Annotated in this window: 19 protein-coding genes; 14 read left to right on the top strand and 5 right to left on the bottom strand. The window is 64.1% G+C overall.

All coding sequences use genetic code 11. The features are described 5' to 3' along the window. Window positions 1–13: 13 nt before the first annotated feature. The gene (locus U5822_RS17400; protein ID WP_322856865.1) at window positions 14–1,930 is read right to left on the bottom strand and encodes a putative nucleotidyltransferase substrate binding domain-containing protein; all 1,917 of its coding nucleotides are present in this window, start codon (window positions 1,928–1,930) and stop codon (window positions 14–16) included. A 167-nt stretch (window positions 1,931–2,097) separates the two neighbouring features. On the opposite strand from U5822_RS17400, the gene smrA reads away from it, so the two are divergent. The 9 genes from smrA to U5822_RS17355 all read left to right on the top strand — a co-directional run bounded on the left by smrA (window position 2,098) and on the right by U5822_RS17355 (window position 9,743). After that, complete coding sequence (gene smrA, locus U5822_RS17395; protein WP_322856864.1) at window positions 2,098–2,679, top strand: DNA endonuclease SmrA; 582 nt, start codon at window positions 2,098–2,100, stop codon at window positions 2,677–2,679. An 88-nt stretch (window positions 2,680–2,767) separates the two neighbouring features. Beyond that, window positions 2,768–2,965: a hypothetical protein gene (locus U5822_RS17390; protein WP_322856863.1), complete on the top strand. Its 198-nt coding sequence runs from the start codon at window positions 2,768–2,770 to the stop codon at window positions 2,963–2,965. An 87-nt stretch (window positions 2,966–3,052) separates the two neighbouring features. Continuing rightward, window positions 3,053–3,535, top strand: a complete 483-nt coding sequence (locus tag U5822_RS17385) for a (2Fe-2S)-binding protein (RefSeq protein WP_322856862.1) — start codon at window positions 3,053–3,055, stop codon at window positions 3,533–3,535. Between the two features lies 1 nt (window position 3,536). Further along, window positions 3,537–5,741: a xanthine dehydrogenase family protein molybdopterin-binding subunit gene (locus U5822_RS17380; RefSeq protein WP_322856861.1), complete on the top strand. Its 2,205-nt coding sequence runs from the start codon at window positions 3,537–3,539 to the stop codon at window positions 5,739–5,741. Between the two features lies 1 nt (window position 5,742). Beyond that, complete coding sequence (locus U5822_RS17375; protein WP_322856860.1) at window positions 5,743–6,729, top strand: XdhC family protein; 987 nt, start codon at window positions 5,743–5,745, stop codon at window positions 6,727–6,729. A gap of 50 nt (window positions 6,730–6,779) precedes the next feature. Further along, window positions 6,780–7,406 carry a methylthioribulose 1-phosphate dehydratase gene (locus tag U5822_RS17370; RefSeq protein WP_322856859.1) on the top strand — a complete coding sequence of 209 codons (627 nt, stop codon included), beginning with the start codon at window positions 6,780–6,782 and terminating at the stop codon, window positions 7,404–7,406. Further along, window positions 7,403–7,963, top strand: a complete 561-nt coding sequence (locus tag U5822_RS17365; RefSeq protein ID WP_322856858.1) for a 1,2-dihydroxy-3-keto-5-methylthiopentene dioxygenase — start codon at window positions 7,403–7,405, stop codon at window positions 7,961–7,963. Before U5822_RS17370 ends, U5822_RS17365 begins: the two co-directional genes overlap by 4 nt. Further along, on the top strand, window positions 7,960–8,652 hold the full coding sequence (gene mtnC, locus U5822_RS17360) for an acireductone synthase (RefSeq protein WP_322856857.1): 693 nt from the start codon (window positions 7,960–7,962) through the stop codon (window positions 8,650–8,652). The genes U5822_RS17365 and mtnC overlap by 4 nt, the downstream gene beginning before the upstream one ends. Window positions 8,653–8,684: 32 nt before the next feature. Beyond that, window positions 8,685–9,743 carry a DUF3080 domain-containing protein gene (locus U5822_RS17355; RefSeq protein WP_322856856.1) on the top strand — a complete coding sequence of 353 codons (1,059 nt, stop codon included), beginning with the start codon at window positions 8,685–8,687 and terminating at the stop codon, window positions 9,741–9,743. Between the two features lie 12 nt (window positions 9,744–9,755). Here the strand turns inward: U5822_RS17355 and tfpB are convergent, their stop codons facing one another. The 4 genes from tfpB to arsC are packed head-to-tail and all read right to left on the bottom strand — an operon-like array spanning window position 9,756 to window position 13,025. Further along, complete coding sequence (gene tfpB / locus U5822_RS17350) at window positions 9,756–11,573, bottom strand: type IV pilus assembly ATPase TfpB (protein ID WP_322856855.1); 1,818 nt, start codon at window positions 11,571–11,573, stop codon at window positions 9,756–9,758. A 28-nt stretch (window positions 11,574–11,601) separates the two neighbouring features. Continuing rightward, window positions 11,602–11,961: a DUF2069 domain-containing protein gene (locus U5822_RS17345; protein WP_322856854.1), complete on the bottom strand. Its 360-nt coding sequence runs from the start codon at window positions 11,959–11,961 to the stop codon at window positions 11,602–11,604. Window positions 11,962–12,019: 58 nt separating this feature from the next. Further along, a complete protein-coding gene (gene wrbA, locus U5822_RS17340) occupies window positions 12,020–12,625 on the bottom strand; it encodes an NAD(P)H:quinone oxidoreductase (protein WP_322856853.1) in 606 nt (201 codons plus the stop codon). Between the two features lie 46 nt (window positions 12,626–12,671). Next, window positions 12,672–13,025 carry an arsenate reductase (glutaredoxin) gene (arsC, locus tag U5822_RS17335; protein WP_322856852.1) on the bottom strand — a complete coding sequence of 118 codons (354 nt, stop codon included), beginning with the start codon at window positions 13,023–13,025 and terminating at the stop codon, window positions 12,672–12,674. 73 nt (window positions 13,026–13,098) lie between these two features. Between arsC and U5822_RS17330 the strand changes: the two genes are divergently transcribed. The 5 genes from U5822_RS17330 (at window position 13,099) to U5822_RS17310 (ending at window position 21,280) form a co-directional block, all read left to right on the top strand. Continuing rightward, window positions 13,099–13,566: a TlpA family protein disulfide reductase gene (locus U5822_RS17330; protein ID WP_425259379.1), complete on the top strand. Its 468-nt coding sequence runs from the start codon at window positions 13,099–13,101 to the stop codon at window positions 13,564–13,566. Window positions 13,567–13,610: 44 nt separating this feature from the next. Then, on the top strand, window positions 13,611–17,093 hold the full coding sequence (dnaE, locus tag U5822_RS17325; protein ID WP_322856851.1) for a DNA polymerase III subunit alpha: 3,483 nt from the start codon (window positions 13,611–13,613) through the stop codon (window positions 17,091–17,093). 178 nt (window positions 17,094–17,271) lie between these two features. After that, window positions 17,272–18,225, top strand: coding sequence for an acetyl-CoA carboxylase carboxyl transferase subunit alpha (accA, locus tag U5822_RS17320; protein ID WP_322856850.1), 954 nt, complete (start codon window positions 17,272–17,274; stop codon window positions 18,223–18,225). Further along, window positions 18,209–19,564 (top strand): tRNA lysidine(34) synthetase TilS, encoded by a 1,356-nt coding sequence (gene tilS / locus U5822_RS17315; RefSeq protein ID WP_322856849.1) that lies wholly within the window; start codon window positions 18,209–18,211, stop codon window positions 19,562–19,564. Before accA ends, tilS begins: the two co-directional genes overlap by 17 nt. A gap of 87 nt (window positions 19,565–19,651) precedes the next feature. After that, complete coding sequence (locus U5822_RS17310) at window positions 19,652–21,280, top strand: CTP synthase (RefSeq protein WP_322856848.1); 1,629 nt, start codon at window positions 19,652–19,654, stop codon at window positions 21,278–21,280.

Here is a 21,280-nt window from a genome sequence, read left to right as displayed (position 1 = left end):
GCGGGCCCGGCGGTCAGAGTTGATAGGTCAGTTCCAGCTTCTGTTGCAGACGCTGGGCCTGTCGGAAGGATTCCCTCAGAATCCGGCGGTCCAGGGGGTTCAGGTCATCCGGATTGATGAAGTTGGTCAACTCCTCCCCCCGATTCAGCAGTTCCTGGTGCGAGCGCATACGAATGGCCTGGATCAGGCTGTAGCCCTCTTTCCAGGCATTGGCGTCCTTGGGGTCGAAGATGCCCTTGCGCGCCAGCGCATCCATCCGCTCCAGGGTGTTGGCGGTGTGCACCCCATTGGCCAGGGCGAAGACCCGCACGGACTCCACAAACGGCGCCAGGCCCTGGCGTTTCAGGTCCAGGGCATGCTTGTCGCCGTCCGACATGTAGCGGAAATTGCGAAACATGGTCAGCGGCGGTTTGCGCTGGAAGGCATTGCCGGCAAGCATCTTCTGGAACAGGGCGTTTTTCCGGATTCGGGTCAACACTGTGTCCAGCAGGGCCTCCAGCGGTTCGGTTGGCCCGAAGACCGCGCGCATGTCGAGGAAGATCGAGGAGTACACCAGGTTCTGTGGCGTCGACGCATCGATGAACCGGATAAACCAGTCGTCCCACTCCCGGTCGCTCAGGCAGAGTTTGGGGTTGCTGGCCATGATGTTGCCCTTGCACAGGGTAAAGCCGCACTCGGCCAGTTCCTGATTGACCGTCTGGGCAAATGGCAGCAGTTTCTCCCGCACCTGGTCTTCGGTCATGCCCTCGGGCGTTTGGAACAGGATGCCGTTGTCCTGGTCGGTGAGCAGGGTCTGCTCCTGCCGGCCTTCGCTGCCGAAGGTCAGCCAGGTGAACGGAATGCCCGGATCCTGTTTCTTGATGTTGAGCTCCAGGACCCGCCGCACGGTCACGTCGTTCAGGGTGGTGATGATCTTCACCACCTGGCCGGAGTCGGCGCCGTGCGCGAGCATGGTGTCGACCAGTCGGGACACGTCGGTGCGCAGGCTCACCAGGGTGCGCAGATGGGTGGCGGTGCCGATGGTGCGGGCCAGGTTGACCAGGTCGACCCGTTGCAGGGAGAACAGGTCGCGCTCGGACACCACACCGATCAGATGATGCTCGTCGTCCACCACGCACAGGTGCGCAAAATGATGCTCCGCCATCAGCATGGCCGCCTCGAAGGCGTCGGCGTGGGCTGGCAGACAGCAGGGCTGCGGTGTCATCACCTGGGAGATGGGCGTGTCCAGGGGCGCCTCCTCCTCGGCGATCATGGTGCGCAGGTCGCGCAGGGTGAAAATGCCGATCGGATGCCGGGTATTGTCGGTGATGACGATGCTGCCGACGCTGTTTTCGTGCATGCGCGCGACCGCCTTGCGAACCGGCAGGTCGGGGGTGCACACAATCGGATTGCGCAGGGCATAGCGCTCCAGCGGCGTATCCAGGGTGGTGTTGGAGCCGATTGAGGCCATGGCACTGGACTGTATGTGCCGGTTGACCTGGTCCAGCAGGCTGCTGACCCCGCGCAGGCAGAAATCCCGGAACGGCTCGCTTTCTGAAAACAGGGTCACGAAGGCGTCCTGCTCGATGCTCAGGCAGAAGGTGTCGCCGGCCGCCCGATGCAGGGTCCGGGTTGGCCGCTCGCCAATCAGCGCCGCCAGGGGAAAGCACTCGCCCAGGCTGATTTCGAAGGTGGTGTCGGTGCGGCCTTCCTTCTCGTTGTGACGTTCACCGCGAATCCGCCCCTGTTTGACCACGTAGAATCTCTTGACGGTGCCATCCTCGGGCGACAGCACCTCGTCGCCGTCGGCATAGAAGCGCAGGGTGGCGTGCTCGGCGAAATGGGCCAGGTGGGTGTCGTCCATGCTGGAGAACGGCGCATGTTCGCGGAGGAACGCCATGATGGCGCGGGTGTTGTGGGGACGGGCGCTGTCCGGGTTGGCTGCTGCCATAAAAAGTCCTGTCATTCCTGAAAATGCTCCGATTCCAGTGTAGTTCACCGGCCGGGGCGGGAATCCTAAGATTTTGGTCGAACCGAGGGAAGCGGTCGCCGCAATCTTTATGACAGGCAGGGCGGGTGGTAAAGTTTCCGAATTCTCACGTGATTGATAGCACTGCCATGACGACCAAAGACGAACGCCTGAGCTTTCTGGAAGAAATGAAAGACGTCCGGCGCATCAAGCAGCCCAACCGGGCCGAGGTCAAGACCCCCAAGGATCTGACCCCGGGCCATCTCGAGCGGCAGCGCTCGGCGGTGGCCAAAGCGGTCAAGGACAACAACCCGCTGACCTCTGACATGGTTGAGCCCCTCACGGCCCACGATGTGCTGACCTGGCAGCGGCCGGGCATCCAGCATGGGGTGTTCCGTAAGCTGCGCCTGGGCCAGTACCCGATTGAGGCCCGGCTGGACCTGCACCGGATGACGGTCGAGGAAGCCCGGCGCGAGGTGTTCTCCTTTGTCGGGGACTGCGTCCGGTACGGTCTGCGCTCGGTGATCATTCTGCACGGCAAGGGCGAACGCAACCCGGACGGCATTGCCCAGTTGAAAAGCTACCTCGCCAAATGGCTGCCGGAGCTCGACGACGTCATGGCTTTTCATTCGGCCCAGAAACACCATGGCGGCACTGGTGCCGTTTATGTCATGGTGCGCAAAAGCGATCGGGACAAGCAGCACAATCGCGAACTGCACGGCCGTCGTTGACGGCCTGAGTGCCCGAGGCTCCCTGATTTAACCGCGGCTGCGGTACGACACCACTGTTTTCGAACTTTCAGACAACGACCAGAGAGGTATGGGTGTGAAGAAGTTGAGTGTGATGATTGTTGCCGCCATGGCACTGGCAGGCTGCCAGGACCGGGTGATCTGGAACGACAACGGCAAGTTGAATGGCGCGACCGAGGGCCGGGAAGTCTGGGACTCCAACGGCCAGATGCAGTCCGGCGAACGCAAGATCTGGGAAAACAAAGACGGCGAAAAAGTCGTCAAGTAAACGCACTGGCCCGGAGACGCCCCGGGTATTGCATAGCAGAATAATAAGGCCCGGATAGGTCGGGACCGCGAGTGGGAGAGCTTGGTTATGGCGGTGCGTTTGACGGTCAATGGCGACGTACGTTCGCTGGACGTCGAGGGGGATACCCCTCTGTTGTGGGTAATTCGTGATGAGTTGGGGCTCAAGGGCACCAAGTTTGGCTGCGGTGCCGGCCTGTGTGGGGCATGCACCGTCCATCTGAACGGTCAGCCGGTCCGCTCCTGTTCCACACCGGTGGAGCTGGCGGCCGGCGGCGAGGTCACCACCATTGAGGGCCTTGGCAACCCGGATCGGTTGCACGCACTGCAGCAGGCCTGGATCGAACAGGGTGTGCCCCAGTGTGGCTATTGCCAGTCCGGCCAGATCATGAGCGCCGCGCACCTGTTGGACACCAACCCGTCGCCGTCCCGGGACGACATTGTGGCCGCCATGACCGGCAACATCTGCCGGTGTGGCACCTACTCCCGGATCATTGCCGCGGTCGAATCCGTCGCCGGCAGCCAGTCTTCGGGCCAGTCGGAGGGCGCGTAACATGACCATGAATCGACGCTCGTTCCTGAAAGTGGGCGCCGGCGCCTCCGGCAGTCTGATGCTGTCGTTGTCATTGCCCGGCTGCGCCGGCGTTCCAACCGGCTACGAGTCGGACACGGGAACCTGGACCCCCGACGCCTGGCTGGAAATTACCACCAGCGACGAGATCTACTTCACCCTGGCCCGGGTGGAAATGGGGCAGGGCACCTATACCGGCCTGACCACGTTGATTGCGGAAGACCTCGACGTGCCGCCCGAGGCCATCACGCCGCGCTTCGCCCCGGCGGCCTCGGAGTATCGCAACCCCCTGTACAAGTTGCAGCTGACCGGCGGCAGCACCAGCCTGGCGACCAGCTGGGAGCCGCTGCGGACCGCGGGCGCTTCGGCCCGCCTGATGCTGATGATGGCCGCAGCCCGGGTCTGGAAAGTGGACGCGCAGGCGTGCACCACCCGCCAGGGGCATGTGATTCATCCCAACGGCATTGATTCCATGCGTTACGGCAAGCTGGTGGAGCTGGCCTCCAAGGAAATCATCCGGGGCGAGGTCGAGCTCAAGCCGCGCAGCGAGTGGAAATACATCGGCAAGCAGAACCAGCGCCTGGACGCCGAGGCCAAAGCCACGGGCACGGCCGAGTACGGCATCGATGTCGAAGTGCCCGGCATGGTCTACGCCGTGGTGACCCGATCGCCCCGTTACGGTGGCCGGGTCCGCAGCTTCAATGCCGATGTGGTAAGCACCATGGCGGGGGTGATCGAGGTGGTCGAGATCGACCGCGGGGTCGCGGTCGTCGCCGACAAATACTGGCGGGCGCGCAAGGCCCAGGCCGCCCTGGTGGTGGATTGGGACTATTCCGAGGCCCTGTCTCTGTCCACCGATGAGGTGTTTGCCTCCTACCGCGAGGCCGCCGATACCGACCCGGGCGAGTCCGAGCGCAGCGAGGGAGATTTCAACGATGCGGTCGAGGCCGCCACCGACGTGGTCGAGGCCGAGTACGCCCAGCCCTACCTGGCCCACGCCACGCTGGAGCCGATGAACGCGACGGCCTGGGTTCGGGACGGTCGCGCCGAGGTCTGGGCGCCAACCCAGGCCCCGGACCTGGGACAGATTGCCGTGGCCCGGGTGACGGATTTGTCGCCCGGGGATGTGACCATCCACACCACCTTCCTGGGCGGCGGCTTTGGCCGGCGCCTGACCCAGGATTACATCGAGGAGGCCGCGGCCGTCTCGTTCAAGATCGGCAAGCCGGTGAAGGTCATCTGGTCCCGTGAGGAAGACACCAAACACGACCTCTATCGCCCCGCCATGCTACACCGGATGAAGGCCTCCCTGTCCGGCGGCGAGCTGACCGGCTGGCACCATCAGGTCGTCGGCCCCCAGATTCTGGACTGGTACGTGCGCAACGCGGCACCCGCCCAGTATCCCTGGGCGCCGAAGTTCATGTACAGCACCCTCGGGTCCATGGGCCTGCTGCTGGAAGGCGTGGCCACGCCCAAGGACATGTCCGCCATCGAGGGCGCAGTGGAGTACCCGTACGGGGTCGGCAACATCGACATCCGTCACACCCATACCGATCCCGGGGTGCCGGTGACCTGGTGGCGCTCGGTCGGCTTCTCCCACAACGGCTTTGCCGTGGAAACCTTCATGGACGAACTGGCCCACCAGGCCGGTGAAGATCCGTACCAGTTCCGGCGCCGGCTGCTCGCCAATGAGCCGCGGCATCGCGCGGTGCTGGACCGGGCCGCCGAGCTGGCGGGGTGGGGCGAGCCTCTGCCCCAGGGTCGGGGCCGCGGTATTGCCCTGTTCCGGAGTTTCGGTACCTTTGTTGCCCAGGTGGTGGAAGCCGGCATCGAGCACGGTGAAGTCCGGGTCTACCGGGTGTCCTGTGCCGTCGATTGCGGCCAGGTGGTGAACCCCCGCATCGTCGAGGACCAGATTGAAGGCGGCATCCTGTTCGGCCTGACGGCGGCACTGTTCGGGGAAATCACCCTGGAACAAGGCGAAGTCCAGCAAAGCAACTTCCACGATTACCGGCTGCTGCGCCAGTACGAGCGCCCGGAGGTGACGGTCGCGATCATCGACAGCAACGCCGCACCCACCGGCGTTGGCGAACCGGGCGTGCCGCCGGTCATTCCGGCGCTGGGCAATGCCCTGTTTGCCCTGACCGGCGAACGGCAACGCTCCCTCCCGCTCAAGGCCAGGGCCTGATATGGCAGACGACAGAGTACTGAATGCCGCTCACCGCTCGGTGCTGGCGAATGTGGCCGCCTGGCTGGCGGCTGGCGAGTCGGTCTGGCTCTGCACCATCGTCGAAACCTGGGGCTCCTCGCCCCGTCCCATCGGGTCCTGGCTGGCGGTGAGCGAGTCGGGCCGCTGGAGCGGTTCGGTGTCGGGCGGATGCCTGGAGGAGGACCTGCTGCGCCGAACCGCCAGTGATGGCCCTGCTCAACCGGTGCTGATCGATTACGGCATTACCGACGACGATCGGGACCAGTTCCAGTTGCCCTGCGGTGGCCGCATCCGGCTGCTGGTGGAGCCGCTGCAAAGTGCCGCGGCCCGGGCCCACATCAACGCCTTGAGCGAGTCGGTGGGGCGCCGGGAACCGGTCACCCGCCGGGTTTCCCTGCAGGGCCAGCCCGAACTGACCCACGGCAACGACCGGATGGCCGCGGCCGTTCGGGTCCAGGGCGACCTGATCGAACACACTCTGCAGCCGGAGTGCCGGCTGCTGTTGATCGGCGCCGGGGAGGTGGCCCGGTACGTAGCGGAGTTCGCCAGCGCGGCGGATTTTGAGGTGACCCTGTGTGAGCCCCGCGATGCCTTTGCCCGCGGATGGGGCCACGCCCATCTGCCACTCGACCGGCGGCTGCCTGATGACCTGATCGCCGAGTCCTTCAGCGACGCCTGGTCCGGCGTCCTGGCCCTGGCCCACGATCCGCGTATCGATGACATGGGGCTGTTAGCGGCGCTCACCGGCCCCGGTTTCTACATCGGCGCCATGGGCTCGGTGCGAACCTCCGCGGCCCGCCGGGACCGGTTGGCGTCCCTGGGGTTGCCGGAGGACGCCCTGGGCCGGCTGCGAGCCCCCATCGGGGTGGACATACCAAGCAAGACACCGGCCGAGATCGCCATTTCCGTGGTGGCGGATCTGATCGCGGCGCGACACCATTTGCGGGCGGCCCCTCCATCCCTATAATGGCGGCAATTGACCGCCCGAATGGCGTCTCGAATTCTGGGGGAGAATCCGTGTTTGACGTAACCCGCTACGCCGTCGCCGCCGATGCCATCGTCGAGGCCGGCCAGTTCCTGTACCAGCAGGGCTGGTCCCCGGCCACCAGCAGCAATTATTCGGCTCGCATTGACGACAACCACATTGCCATCACCGTGTCCGGTCGCCACAAGGGCAAGCTGGGCGCCGGCGATGTCATGGTGGTGGATCTCGCCGGCCGGCCGGTGCAGAGCAACTGTCGCTCATCCGCAGAAACCCGGTTGCACACGGTGCTGTACGAGGTGTTTCCGGAGGTTGGCGCGGTGTTGCACACCCACTCGGTCAAGGCCACCGTGCTGAGCCGATTGCTCGGCCCCGGTGAACCCCTGGTGCTGGAAGGCTACGAGCTGCAGAAGGCATTCAGCGGCGTGACCACCCACGAATCGGTGCTGTCGGTGCCGGTGTTCGACAACACCCAGGACATCGAGACCCTGGCCGACGACACGAGGGCCTGGTTCAGTGCCCATCCGGACCAGCCCGGCTACCTGATTCGCGGCCACGGACTCTACACCTGGGGTCGGACCATGGCGGACTGCTTGCGCCACGTCGAGGCCTTTGAATTTTTGTTCGAATGTGAACTTGAAACCATGAGGGTTCGCCCATGACTACCTTGAGCATTTTCCACCAGGACCAGCCGGAGACGGCCCACACGGTCACCGACAATGCCGCTGAGATTCGCGACCTGCTGGCCCGGCACGGCGTCCGTTTCGAACAGTGGCCAACCCGGGATCTGCCGGACGAAGCCACCCAGGACGACATCCTCGAGGCCTACCAGGGCGAAGTGTCCGCGCTGAAATCCGAATGCGGTTTCCAGACTGCGGATGTGATCAGCCTGAATCCGGATCATCCCGACAAGGACGCCTTGCGCAAGAAGTTCCTGGACGAGCACACCCACAGTGAAGACGAGGTGCGTTTTTTCGTGCGCGGGCAGGGGCTGTTCTACCTGCACTTCGGCGACCAGGTGCTGGCCGTGCTGTGCCAGAAGAACGACCTGATCAGTGTGCCGGACGGTACCCGGCACTGGTTCGACATGGGGCCAGAACCCCGGTTCACCTGCATCCGCCTGTTCAGCAACCCGGAAGGCTGGGTCGCCAACTTCACCGGTGCCGACATTGCCGGCCAGTTGCCGCGCTATGAGGCGCTGGCAGGAGCGGCCGGATGATCCGGGTAGTCCTGACCGACATCGAGGGCACCACCAGCTCCATCAGCTTTGTCCACGATGTGCTGTTTCCCTACGCCAGCGAACACCTGGACGCCTTCGTGCGGGCGCATCATGACAGCGACCCGCTGGTCAGCGAACAGTTGCAAGCGGTGGCGGAGAAAACCGGGGTTGCCGGCGACGATCTCGACGGCCTGATCGATGCCTTGCAGGGCTGGATTCGCGAGGACCGCAAGGAGACCCCGCTCAAGGCCCTGCAGGGCATGATCTGGGCCCGGGGCTATGAAACGGGCGAACTCAAGGGCCACATCTACGACGACGCCGCGGACTACCTGCAGCGCTGGCATGATCGCGGCCTGCGGTTGTTCGTATATTCTTCAGGCTCGGTCAAGGCACAGCAGCTGATCTTCGGCTACACCACCGCCGGGGACTTCACCCCGTACTTTTCCGGTTACTTCGATACCCGGATCGGTGGCAAGAAAGAGGTGGAGTCCTACCGCAACATCCTGGCGGAGCTTGGTGTCGAGCCAGCGACCGTGCTGTTCCTGTCAGACGTTGAGGCCGAGTTGGAGGCCGCCGAGGCGGCCGGTATCAAGACCGCCTGGCTGGTGCGCGAGGGCGAGCTGCCGGACACCGGCCGCATGGTCGCCCGGGATTTTTCAGAGGTGGACAGCCTGCTGCGCAAGCGGTGACCCACCCCTGCTGCAACCCTCAGGAGGTGTCGATGGCCGAGTCCGGATGGATCAGGATGTTGTGGCCGTGCCTGGCGCTGGCCATCCTGAGCGGTTGCAATCCCTTCTCTGAAGCCCGCCCGATGATGGACGAATACGTCGAGCGGGTGGCGCGGGTGCTGGAAACCGACCCGCAGTATTCCGATTTGCGCTCCCCACCGCAATTGCCCCGCCGGCGTGACCGGGTCCTACCCATGCCCGAGCTGGACATGGGCATGCTCGACTTTCTGTCCCTGTATGGCTGTGAACTGCAATTTGTCGTCGGCGAGAAAAACTCGGTGATGGGCAAGGTCATGCAGCCGTTGAACCGGTTGCGGTACGAAGTGCGTTTCGTCGAGGCCGCCCGGGACTGTGTGCCGGAAACCGAGGACGAGGAACTGGTGAAGGTGCTTGAGGAGGCCATCGACAGCAAGCGGGAGTCGCTGCCCATTGCGGTCTGGAACGCCACCTGGGGCGTGGAAGAGGTGGAGACCCTGTTTACCCTGGCCAAGGGTTACTATCCCGTGGCGCCGGAGGGCAATCCGGTGGCGGATCTGGCCCGCGATGCCGAGCGCATGAACGAGGCCATGTCGTCGTTGCTGGCGGGCCAGCTGGAGGTGTCCCTGGACTTTGCCGGCGGCGTGCACCAGCGGTGGCAGGCCGAGTACCGGGCCGGGCAGCTGATTAACAGCGCCGGCTTGCTGACCACCCGATTGGACGACGCCACCGCGCTGCTGCAGCAGCGGATTGAGGGTCGGCCCCTGTGCCTGGATGGCAAGCCCAACAACCAGTCTGACATCGTCCAGAGCATGTTCTTCAGCGTTTACATCGAGAAAATCCAGCCCTACATGAGCGCTGTGCGCCGCGCCAGGGTCGCGCTGATGGACCCGCTCGAAACCCTGGCCAGCCAACAGCGCGGCGTCATGCCGCCGGCGTTTGCCGCCTGGTACGAGGAGGTTCTGGCCCAAGACGCGGAGGGCGGCGTCTGGCAGCAGCTGGATCGCGCCATGGCGCGCCACACCCAGAGCTGGCAGGCACTGCTGGAGCAGTGTGGCATGCGCCCGGGTGCCTGAGCCGGGGCGCCGTCAGCGCTGGCTTTCCGGGGTCACCCGCAGAATTTCCTCGACCGTGGTCTGGCCGCTGGCAACTTTCTGGGCGCCGCTCAGCCTAAGGGATTTCATGCCTTCCTTGTAGGCGTCCAGGCGCAACTGCTCCAGTTCGCAGCGATCGTTGATCTGCCGGGTCAGTGCCCCGGACAGGCTCATGATCTCGTACACACCGGCCCGGCCCATGTACCCGGTGTTGCGGCATTCCAGGCAGCCGACCGGCTGGTAGAACTGCTTGGGCACCGGCGCCTTCCAGGGCCGGGTCAGGGTTTGCCAGGCCTGTTCGTCGGCCGGTCCCGGAGTCTTGCAGTGCGGGCACAGGGTCCGGGTCAGGCGCTGGGCCATGACCCCCAGCACCGTGGCCCGGATCAGGTAGGGCGGGATGCCCAGCTCCATCAGTCGGGTAATGGCGCTGGGGGCGTCGTTGGTGTGCAGGGTGGACAGCACCAGATGCCCGGTCAGCGCCGCCTGGACCGCCATCTCTGCGGTCTCCAGGTCCCGGATTTCCCCGATCATGATGATGTCCGGGTCCTGGCGCAGCAGCGCGCGCACTCCGGCGGCGAAGGTCAGGTCGATGTTGCTCTGGACCTGCATCTGGTTGAACGCCGGCTCCACCATCTCGATCGGATCCTCGATGGTGCACACGTTCAGTTCCGACGAGGCGATCTGCTTGAGGGTGGAGTAGAGCGTGGTGGTCTTGCCGGACCCGGTCGGTCCGGTCACCAGCACAATGCCGTGGGCCTGGCTGGTGATGGTCTGCCAGCGGTCCCGGTCTTCCTTGCCAAAGCCCAGTTGCTCGTAGGATTTCAGCAGCACGTCCGGATCGAAGATCCGCATCACCATTTTCTCGCCGAACGCTGTCGGCATGGTGGCCAGTCGCAGCTCCACCTCCCGGTTGTCCGGCTTGCGGGTCTTGATGCGGCCATCCTGGGGCCGTCGCTTTTCCGCCACGTTGAGCCGACCGAGTATTTTCAGGCGGCTGGTGACCGCCACCCCGACGTGCTCGGGAAATTCGTAGACGTTGTGCAGCACGCCATCGATCCGGAACCGAACCTGGGTCACCGCCCGTCGGGGTTCTATGTGGATGTCGGAGGCGCGCTGGTCGAAGGCGTATTGCAGCAACCAGTCGACGATCTTGACCACGTGCTGGTCGTTGGCGTCCGGGTTTTCCGTGGTGCCCAGATCCAGCAACTGCTCGAAGTTCTGGTTGCTGGCGGCACCGGCGGCCTTGCCGCCACCCGCTTTACTGACCGAGTTGGCGAGCTGGTAGAACTCCACGGTGTAGCGGCGGATGTCTTCGGGATTGGCCACCACGCGCCGGATGTCCTTGCGCGTGGCCTGGCGCAGGTTGCTTTCCCAGTCGCTCTTGAACGGTTCGGGGCTGGCGATCACGACCTCGTCCGGACCGATCGCTACGGCCAGAATGCGGTGGCGCTGGGCAAAGGCGTAGGACATCACCCGGGCGATCGCCGGGGTGTCGATTTTCAGCGGGTCGATGTGGAAATAGGGTTGTCCGGCCCAGTCCGCCAGCCACTGGGTCAGCCGGTCCAGATCCAGGACCCGGCCCGAATTCCGGCTGGTCAGGCCGGCAATGGCGACCAGTTCCAGCGGGTGGCGCCGTGCGCTTTGGCCCTGTTCGGTGGCGGCGCCCAGGTTGGCGGTCAGCACCCGCTCCGCGTCGTCCTGGCTGACTTCGCCGGTCGCCACCAGCGCGGCGCACACGTCCCTCAGGGTCAGCACGCTGTGGGCCGGCGGGGCCGGGCGAATCGGACGGTTGGCGGCATCGGTATCGGACATTTGCACTCGCTGTCAGTGGCGACGGGGGTTAGCCTGCCACCGGCCGGTTCACCTTGAGGTGGACCATGGCAACGGTAAAAAGCAGGAAGGTCAGAACGGTCAGTACCACAGGGCCGGCGGCGCCCTCGCTCAGCCAGGCCGACACCACGGCTTGAGTAAAGTAGAAGATGACCACGAACGCCATCCAGATGTAACCGCGATTGTGGCCACGAAACACCGGGACCGCAAAGGCCAGAAGCGGCAACAGCTTGACCGCGAGCATCAACGGCACCGAAACGCCTTCGACCGGCGCTGGAAAAAACGTGGTGGCCAGTAGGGTTGCCAGAACCGCCAGGTAAAGCGCGATGGTCAAACGGGCGGTGGTTCGGGCTTTGGGATTGTGCAGCATAGAGTGTGTCCGGGAAAAATGAAGGTTCAAAGGCATACGGGCCGGAGCCCGGGGCGTATCAGGCCGCCAGTTTCAGGGCCAGTCGGGCCAGGCGCTCGCCCAGGGCCTGGCAAAGCTGTTTTTCATGGTCGCTGACCGGTAACTGCTCGCCCGTGCCGGCCCAGTGGCTTGGCCCGTAGGGCGTGCCACCGGTGCTGGTCTCACCCAGCGCGTTCTCGGTGTAGGGCAGGCCGCTCAGCACCATGCCGTGGTGCAGCAGCGGCACCATCATGGTCAACAGCGTGCTTTCCTGACCGCCGTGCAGGCTGCCGGTGGAGGTGAAAGCTCCGGCCGGTTTGCCGGCGAGGGCGCCACTGAGCCAGAGATCACCGGTGGTGTCGAGAAAATGCTTGAGCGGCGCGGCCATGTTGCCGAACCGGGTCGGGCTGCCCAGGGCCAGGCCCGCGCAGTTGGCCAGATCGGCTTTGCTGGCGTAGGGGGCGCCGGCATCGGGTACGGCGGGCAAGGTCGACTCGGTAGCCGGGGACACCGGCGGCACCGAACGTAGCCGGGCATCAATGCCGGTAACCCGGGCAACCCCGCGCCCGATCTGGTTCGCCAGCTCCGCGGTTTGTCCGTTCCGGCTGTAGTACAGGATCAGAAGGTACGGCGTCTGATCGGTCATGGCTAGCTCCCAGGGCGTGGTTGCAGGTGGACAGTCACCGCCGTCATTAAAGAATCGACAGCACGTTTTCCGGTGGCCGGCCTACCGCGGCCTTGCCGTTGGCGAGTACAATGGGGCGCTCGATCAGCTTGGGGGTGGCCACCATGGCCGCAATCAGTTGCGCCCGGCTCAGTTCCGGCTGGTCGAGACCGAGTTCCTTGTACTCTTTTTCCTTGGTGCGCATCAGCTCGCGGGGCTCGACACCCAGCTGGGTCAGGATGCGATCAAGCTCTGCCTCTGTCGGAGGCGTTTCCAGGTAGCGTATAATCGTCGGTTCGATTCCACGATCTGTAAGCAGCTCAAGGGTTTGGCGTGACTTCGAGCAGCGGGGGTTATGGAAAATCCGGGTTGGTTCTGTCATCTTCGAGCCTGATTCTCAGTCTGAGTGGATACGGGAAATTTTCGTGGTCCGTAGTCTAACAGGAGGTTATTCCGTGCAGTACCCTGAAAACCGGAGGTTGGCCCGGCGCTTGGCGCCATGGTTGGCGGCGGCATTGGCCCTGGTGCTGGCCGGCTGTGAACAGATCGAGCTGGAGCGGGCCGACGGTCCGAAGCTGGGCTGGGACCAGCTGCGGGGGCAGTGGGTGCTGGTCAATTACTGGGCCGAGTGGTGCAAACCCTGCCTGGAGGAAATCCCCGAACTCAACGAGCTGGACAAGGCCCCGGACATCGCCGTTCTCGGGGTGAATTTTGACGGCATCCAGGGCGAGCAACTGATCGAGCTGGGTGAGCGCATGGGCATCGAGTTCACCATGCTGGCCAAGGACCCGGGGCCGGAATTCGGCTGGCAGACCCCAGTGGCCCTGCCGGCCACCTTCGTCGTCGATCCCGACGGCGAGTTACTGGAGGCCCGGTTCGGGCCCCAGACCGAAGCAGACATCCGGGCCCTGATCGGCGGCTGAACGCCAGGCCCAACAGACTTTACTAGCAGGAATTGCCCGACGTTATGGCGCAGACTTTTGTACACCTTCGCGTGCACTCCGAATACTCCATGGTTGATGGCCTGGTCCGGGTCAAGCCCCTGATTGGCCGGGTGGCGGAACTGGGCATGCCCGCCGTGGGGCTGACCGAGCAGTCCAACATGTGCTCGCTGGTTCGTTTCTACAAAGCCGCGACCGGTGCCGGGGTCAAGCCGATCATTGGCGCCGACCTGTGGCTGGACAACCCGGACGAGCCCGACAACCCGTTCCGGATCACCCTGCTGGCCCGCAACAACGACGGCTACCTGAACCTGACCGAGATTATTTCCCTGGGCTTTACCGATGGCCAGCGTTTTGGCAAACCGATCATCCAGCGCCAGTGGCTGGAAGAGCGGGCTCAGGGGCTGATCCTGCTGTCCGGTGCCAAGCTGGGTGATGTCGGCAAGGCCCTGATGGCCGGCAAGCCGGAGTTGGCGCGGGAGCGGGCCAGCTACTGGATGACTCTGTATCCGGGCGCCTTCTACCTGGAGCTGCAGCGCACCGGCCGTGACGGCGACGAGGATTGCCTGCATCTGAGCGTTGAGCTGGCGGGCGAGTTGGGCTTGCCGGTGGTCGCCACCAACGACGTGCACTTCCTCAACGCCGAGGATTTCGAGGCCCACGAGGCCCGGGTCTGCATCGGCGAGAGCCGCACCCTGGACGATCCCCGCCGGGAACGCCGGTTCAGTGACCAGCAGTATCTGCGCAGCGCCGAGGACATGATCGAGCTGTTCTCGGACATCCCGGAAGCCATCGAGAACACCGTGGAGATTGCCCGCCGGTGCTCGGTGAAGGTGCGCATGGGCGAGTACTTCCTGCCGAACTACCCGATCCCAGACGGCATGACCATGGACGAGTACTTCCGCAAGGTGTCCGAGGATGGCCTGGAGGATCGTCTCGCCAAGAGTCTGAGCACGGACGACCCGCAGTACGAGGAAAAGCGCGCCGCCTACTACAAGCGCCTGAACTTCGAGCTGGACATCATCATCCAGATGGGGTTTCCGGGCTACTTCCTGATCGTGATGGACTTCATCAAGTGGGCCAAGAACAACGGCGTGCCAGTGGGGCCGGGCCGGGGCTCCGGTGCCGGCTCCCTGGTGGCCTACGCCCAGCTGATCACCGATCTGGACCCGCTGGAATACGACCTGCTGTTTGAGCGCTTCCTGAACCCGGAGCGGGTGTCCATGCCCGACTTCGACGTCGACTTCTGCATGGAAGGCCGGGACCGGGTGATCGAGTACACGGCCCAGAAATACGGCCGTGAGGCGGTGTCCCAGATCATCACCTTCGGCACCATGGCCGCCAAGGCGGTGGTGCGGGACGTGGCGCGGGTGCAGGGCAAGTCCTACGGTCTGGCCGACAAGCTCTCCAAGCTGATCCCGTTCGAAGTGGGCATGACCCTGGAAAAGGCCATCGAGCAGGAGCCCCAGCTCAAGGAGTTCCTGGAGCAGGATGAGGAAGCCCAGGAAATCTGGGAGATGGCGCTCAAGCTCGAGGGGGTGTGCCGGAACGCCGGTAAGCACGCCGGGGGCGTGGTTATCGCGCCGACCAAGATCACCGATTTCTCGCCGCTGTACTGCGACGACGAGGGCGGCAGCCTGGTCACCCAGTTCGACAAGGGCGACGTGGAAGACGCCGGCCTGGTCAAGTTCGACTTCCTCGGCCTGCGCACCCTGACCATCATCAAGTGGGCCCTGAACATGATCAATCCGCGCCGTCAGCAGCGCGGTGAGGCGGATCTGGACATCAACGAGATCCCGCTGGACGACGTGCCGTCGTTCGACATGCTCAAGAAGGCCGAAACCACCGCGGTGTTCCAGCTGGAATCCCGCGGCATGAAGGACCTGATCCGGCGCCTGCAGCCGGACTCCCTGGAAGACATGATCGCCCTGGTGGCCCTGTTCCGCCCGGGCCCGCTGCAGTCCGGCATGGTGGACGACTTCATCGACCGGAAGCACGGCCGTCAGCCGATGTCGTTCCCGCACCCGGATTACCAGTACGAAGGCCTGAAACCGGTGCTGGAGCCCACCTACGGGGTCATCCTGTACCAGGAGCAGGTCATGCAGATCGCCCAGGTCATGGCCGGTTACACCCTGGGCAACGCCGACATGCTGCGCCGGGCCATGGGTAAGAAAAAGCCCGAGGAAATGGCCAAGCAGAAGCAGTTCTTCCTGGAGGGCTGCGAGAACAACGGCATCGACAAGACCCTGGCGGAGAACATCTTCGACCTGGTGGAAAAGTTCGCCGGCTACGGTTTCAACAAGTCGCACTCGGCCGCGTACGCCCTGGTGTCCTACCAGACCCTGTGGCTGAAGGCCCATTACCCGGCCGAATTCATGGCCGCGGTACTGACCGCCGATATGCAGAACACCGACAAGGTGGTCACCCTGGTGGAAGAGTGCCGGAACATGAAGCTGGACCTGCTGGTGCCCGACGTCAGCCGGTCCGAATACACCTTCACGGTCAACGACGACGGCCAGATTGTGTATGGCCTGGGCGCCATCAAGGGTCTGGGTGAGGGGCCGATCCAGAGCATCGTGGAAGGGCGCGGCGACGGCGAACCCTACCAGGACATCTTCGATTTCTGCCGCCGGGTCGACCTGAAGAAGGTCAACAAGCGGGCCATGGAAGCGCTGATCCGTTCCGGAGCCATGGACAAGCTCGGGGCCAGCCGGGCGCAGTTGATGGCCAGCATCGACAAGGCGGTGCAGCAGGCCGACCAGCAGTCCCGCAACGAATCCGCGGGCATGGTGGACATGTTCGGGGAGATGCTGCAGGGCGGTGACGGTGACGACACCTACGCCGATGTGGCGAATGTACGGGAATGGCCTGAAAAGCAACGTTTGAAGGGCGAGAAAGACACCCTCGGACTGTATCTTACCGGCCATCCGTTTGATGAATATGAGAAAGAGGTGCGCCGGTTCGTGCGTTCCTCCATTGCCGATCTGAAGCCGAATAAGTCGCCGCAGCGCGTGGCCGGCTTGGTGGTGGCCCAGCGCACCATGAAAACCCGGACCGGTTCAACCATGTGTTTCATTACCCTGGACGACCGCAGTGCCCGCATCGAGGCCACGCTGTTCTCCGAGGCCTTCTTCGAGAACCGTGAGCTGCTGCAGTCGGACCAGGTCATCGTGGTGGAGGGCCAGGTCAGCCACGATGACTACTCCGGCCAGATGAAGATGCGGGTCAGTTCGGTCATGGACGTGGGCACCGCGCGTCAGCAGTTCAGCCGGGGGCTGCAGCTGTCACTTCGTGCCGATCAGTTGCAGAACGGCCTGCTGGACAAACTCGACAGTACCTTGCGGCCGTTCCGTTGCGAGGGCAGTCCGGTGTGGATCGAATACGCCAGTGCCGATGCCAAAACCCGGATCGAACTGGGCGAATCCTGGCGGGTGCAGCCGGACGACAATCTGCTGCTGGAGCTGCGCTACCTGGTGGGCGACCAGTCGGTAGAACTGGTCTATGATTGAAGGTGTCCGGCAAGGTTCTGAGCGCAAATGCAGTCGAAATGTTGGGAAATGACGGTTTTCTTGAAAAGCGGACTCATACCAAGGTCCGCTTTAGCCCAGCTGCCCGCGCTGCTATCTTTGTCCCAAATTCTGGTTTGGCGGAGTCTTTCTCCACCTGGCAATCAAATGATGGAACATCATGAACCCTAACTATCTGGATTTCGAACAGCCTATTGCCGACCTGGAAGCGAAGATCGAAGAGCTTCGCATGGTCGGTAACGATACCGACATCAACATCACCGATGAAATCACCCGGCTGAAGAAGAAGAGCGTCAGTCTGACCGAGAGCATCTTCTCGAATCTCCAGCCCTGGGATGTGGCGCGTCTGGCCCGGCACCCACGCCGGCCTTACACGCTCGATTACATCGAGACCATTTTCGAGGATTTCGACGAGCTGCACGGTGACCGTCGCTACGCCGACGATCTCGCCATCGTCGGTGGCACCGCCCGCCTGGACGACAAGCCGGTCATGGTGATTGGCCACCAGAAGGGCCGCGAAGTCCGCGACAAGGTCAAGCGCAATTTCGGCATGCCACGGCCGGAGGGCTACCGTAAGGCCCTGCGTCTGATGGAAATGGCGGAACGCTTCAAGATGCCGATCCTGACCTTCATCGACACCCCGGGGGCCTACCCGGGCATCGGAGCCGAGGAGCGGGGCCAGAGTGAGGCCATCGCCTTCAATCTGGCGGTCATGTCCCGCCTGAAAACCCCGATCATCTCCACCGTGATCGGTGAGGGCGGCTCCGGTGGCGCCCTGGCGATCGGTGTCTGCGATCAGCTGAACATGCTCCAGTACTCCACCTACGCGGTCATCTCACCCGAAGGCTGCGCCTCGATCCTCTGGAAGAGCGCCGAGTTCGCGGCCCAGGCCGCCGAGGCCATGGGTGTCACCGCCGATCGCCTGAAGGACCTGGGGCTGGCGGACAACGTCATCCAGGAACCGCTGGGTGGTGCCCATCGCAGCCCTGAGAAAATGTCAGCCTCGCTGAAAGAGGTGCTGGCAAAGGGCGTGGCCGAACTCAGTCGCCTGCCTCTGGATGAGTTGGTCGCGCGCCGGTACGAGCGTTTGACCCGCTATGACAACGGGCGCTGAGCCCGGCTCCGGATTTGCCTGGCCGGATCTGCTGTGCGATCCGGTCAGGTCGCTCCCCGAACATGCCCGCCTCTGGGTCGCCCTGAGTGGCGGCCTGGACTCCGTTCTACTCCTGCATCTCGTCACCGCCTGCCATAAAAACCGGGTTCCGGTCGGTGCCATACACGTCAATCATCAGCTTCAGCCCAACGCCGGCACCACCGAAGGTTTCTGTCGCCAGCAGTGCCAGGCCCTGGGCATCCCGCTTCGGGTTGAGACCGTCACGGTCGACCGGGGCCGGTCCGGTGCCGGCGTCGGGGGAATCGAAGAGGCCGCGCGCAAGGCCCGCTACCGGGCTTTTGAGGCCCTGGTCCAGGCCGACGATCTGCTGCTGATGGCCCACCACGCCGACGATCAGGCGGAAACCGTGCTGTTTCGGCTGATTCGCGGCAGTGGTGTGGCCGGGCTCGCCGGCATGCCCCGCTTCCGGTCCCTGGGGCGGGGCCATCTGGTCCGCCCCCTGCTGGCGTTGGAGCGGTCGGAGCTTGAGTACTGGGCCCGAAAGGCGTCCCTGACCTGGGTCGATGATCCCAGCAACGACGATCAGGGCTACGACCGCAATTACCTGCGCCACGCCATCTTGCCCGGCTTGCGTGCGCGCTGGCCCGGACTGATCCAGCGTCTGCGCCACAGTGCCGGTGCCTGCGGCGAAAGTCAGCAGCTCAACGACCGCCTAGCGGCGTTGCAGTGGCAATCCGTGGCTGACGGCCAGGGGCGGGTTTCGGTGACCGGGCTGCGGGCGCTGTCGCTGCCGGAACAGAAAAATCTGGTGCGCTGGTGGGCCCGGGAGCACGGCTACCCGGCGCCGGTGGTGGCCGACTGGCAGCAGGTCATGACCGATCTGCTGGCGGCGGGAGTCGATCGGGAGCCGGAGCTGCGCGCAGACGGGTTCAGTCTGCGCCGGTTTCAGGGGCATGTGTATCTGGTGCCGACCCCGTCCGCGCTTCCGGATGAGTCGGTCGAGCTGTTGCCCGGCCGCCCGGTGAGCTGGGGGCCATGGCAGTTGCAGCTGGAGCCGGTCGCTAACCCAGAATCGGCCCGCCCGCCAATACGGGTATCTACGAGGCGAGGGGGGGAGCGCCTGCGCACCCACCCGGATCGGTCGTCAAAAACCCTGAAGAACTGGCTGCAGGAGCAGTCGATACCGCCCTGGGAAAGGGCCCGTCTGCCGTTGGTTTTTGCGGGTTCCGAAGCCGATGGCGAACTGATTGCCGTGGCCGATCTGTGGTGCTCGGATCGGTACTCGGGAAGCGCTCCTGCCGCCGGCTGGCGGCTGATCGTGACGCGGGAATGTGATTGAGTCAGGGGGGGGATTCTGGTAGTCTGGCGTCCCATCTTGAGATGACAATCTCCCTCCTTCACCGAACCAGACAATCATGGAATCTGCATGACGCGTTATATTTTCGTCACCGGCGGTGTCGTGTCCTCCCTGGGGAAAGGTATCGCATCGGCCTCGCTGGCTGCGATCCTCGAGGCACGCGGCCTGAAGGTCACCATTCTCAAGCTGGACCCGTACATCAACGTGGACCCCGGCACCATGAGCCCGTTCCAGCACGGTGAGGTTTTTGTCACCGACGACGGCGCGGAAACCGACCTCGACCTGGGCCACTACGAGCGGTTTATCCGCACCCCGATGACCCGTCGCAACAACTTCACCACCGGCCGGGTCTACGAGGAAGTGATCCGCAAGGAACGCCGGGGCGACTACCTGGGCGGGACCGTACAGGTCATTCCGCACATCACCGACGAGATCAAGCGTCGGGTGGTGGAAGGTGCGGCCGGTGCCGACGTGGCGCTGATCGAGATTGGCGGTACCGTGGGTGACATCGAGTCCCTGCCGTTCCTTGAGGCCTGTCGTCAGCTGAAGGTGGAAGTCGGCGCGCAGCGTGCGCTGTTCATGCACCTGACCCTGGTTCCGTACATTGCCACCGCTGGCGAGATCAAGACCAAGCCGACCCAGCATTCCGTGAAGGAAATGCGCTCCATCGGCCTGCAGCCGGACATCCTGCTGTGTCGCTCCGAGCACGAGGTCGATGCCAGCTCCCGCCGCAAGATTGCGCTGTTCACCAACGTTGAAGAGCGCGCGGTCATTCCGCTGCAGGACGCCAAGTCCATCTACGCCATCCCGCGCATGCTGCACGAGCATGGCCTGGACCAGCTGGTAATCGAGCGCTTCAACCTCGATGCCCGTTCCGCTGATCTGTCCGAGTGGGACAACGTGGTCGAGTCACTGCTCAATCCGGAAGGTGAGATCACCGTGGCCATGGTCGGCAAGTACATGGAGCTGCTCGACGCCTACAAGTCCCTGATCGAGTCGCTGCTGCACGCCGGCATCAAGACCCGGACCAAGGTCAACATCAATTACATCGACTCCGAAGACATCGAGCGCGATGGCACCGGTGCGCTGGAAAGCGCGGATGCCATCCTGGTTCCCGGTGGCTTCGGGGAGCGTGGGGTTGAGGGCAAGATCCGCACCGTGCAGTACGCCCGCGAGAACAAGGTTCCCTATCTCGGGATCTGCCTGGGTATGCAGGTGGCGGTCATTGAATACGCCCGTAATGTGGCTGGCCTGAACGACGCCCACAGCACCGAATTTCGCGAGCACACCCCGGAGCCGGTGGTCGGCCTGATCACCGAGTGGCTGGACGCCAGCGGCGAGAAGGAAGAGCGCACCGAAGCGTCCGACCTGGGCGGTACCATGCGCCTGGGCGCCCAGGACTGCGTGCTGACCGAGGGCACCACCATCGCCGGTTGCTACGGTCGCAAGACCATCCGCGAGCGCCATCGTCACCGCTACGAGGTGAACAACCATTTCCTGCCGAATCTCGAGGGCGCTGGCCTGACCATTTCCGGCCGCTCGGGCGACGGCAAGCTGGTGGAAGTGGTCGAAGTGAAAGACCACCCCTGGTTCGTGGCGTGCCAGTTCCACCCGGAATTCACCTCCACCCCGCGCGACGGCCATCCGTTGTTCAAGGGCTTTGTTGAGGCAGCGCTGGCGCGCAAGCAGGGAGACTGA

The organism is Marinobacter qingdaonensis, assembly GCF_034555935.1.
GTDB classification, from domain to species: Bacteria; Pseudomonadota; Gammaproteobacteria; order Pseudomonadales; family Oleiphilaceae; genus Marinobacter; species Marinobacter qingdaonensis.
The sequence above is the reverse complement of the archived record's forward strand: the minus strand, read 5'-3'. Positions and strand labels throughout refer to the sequence as shown.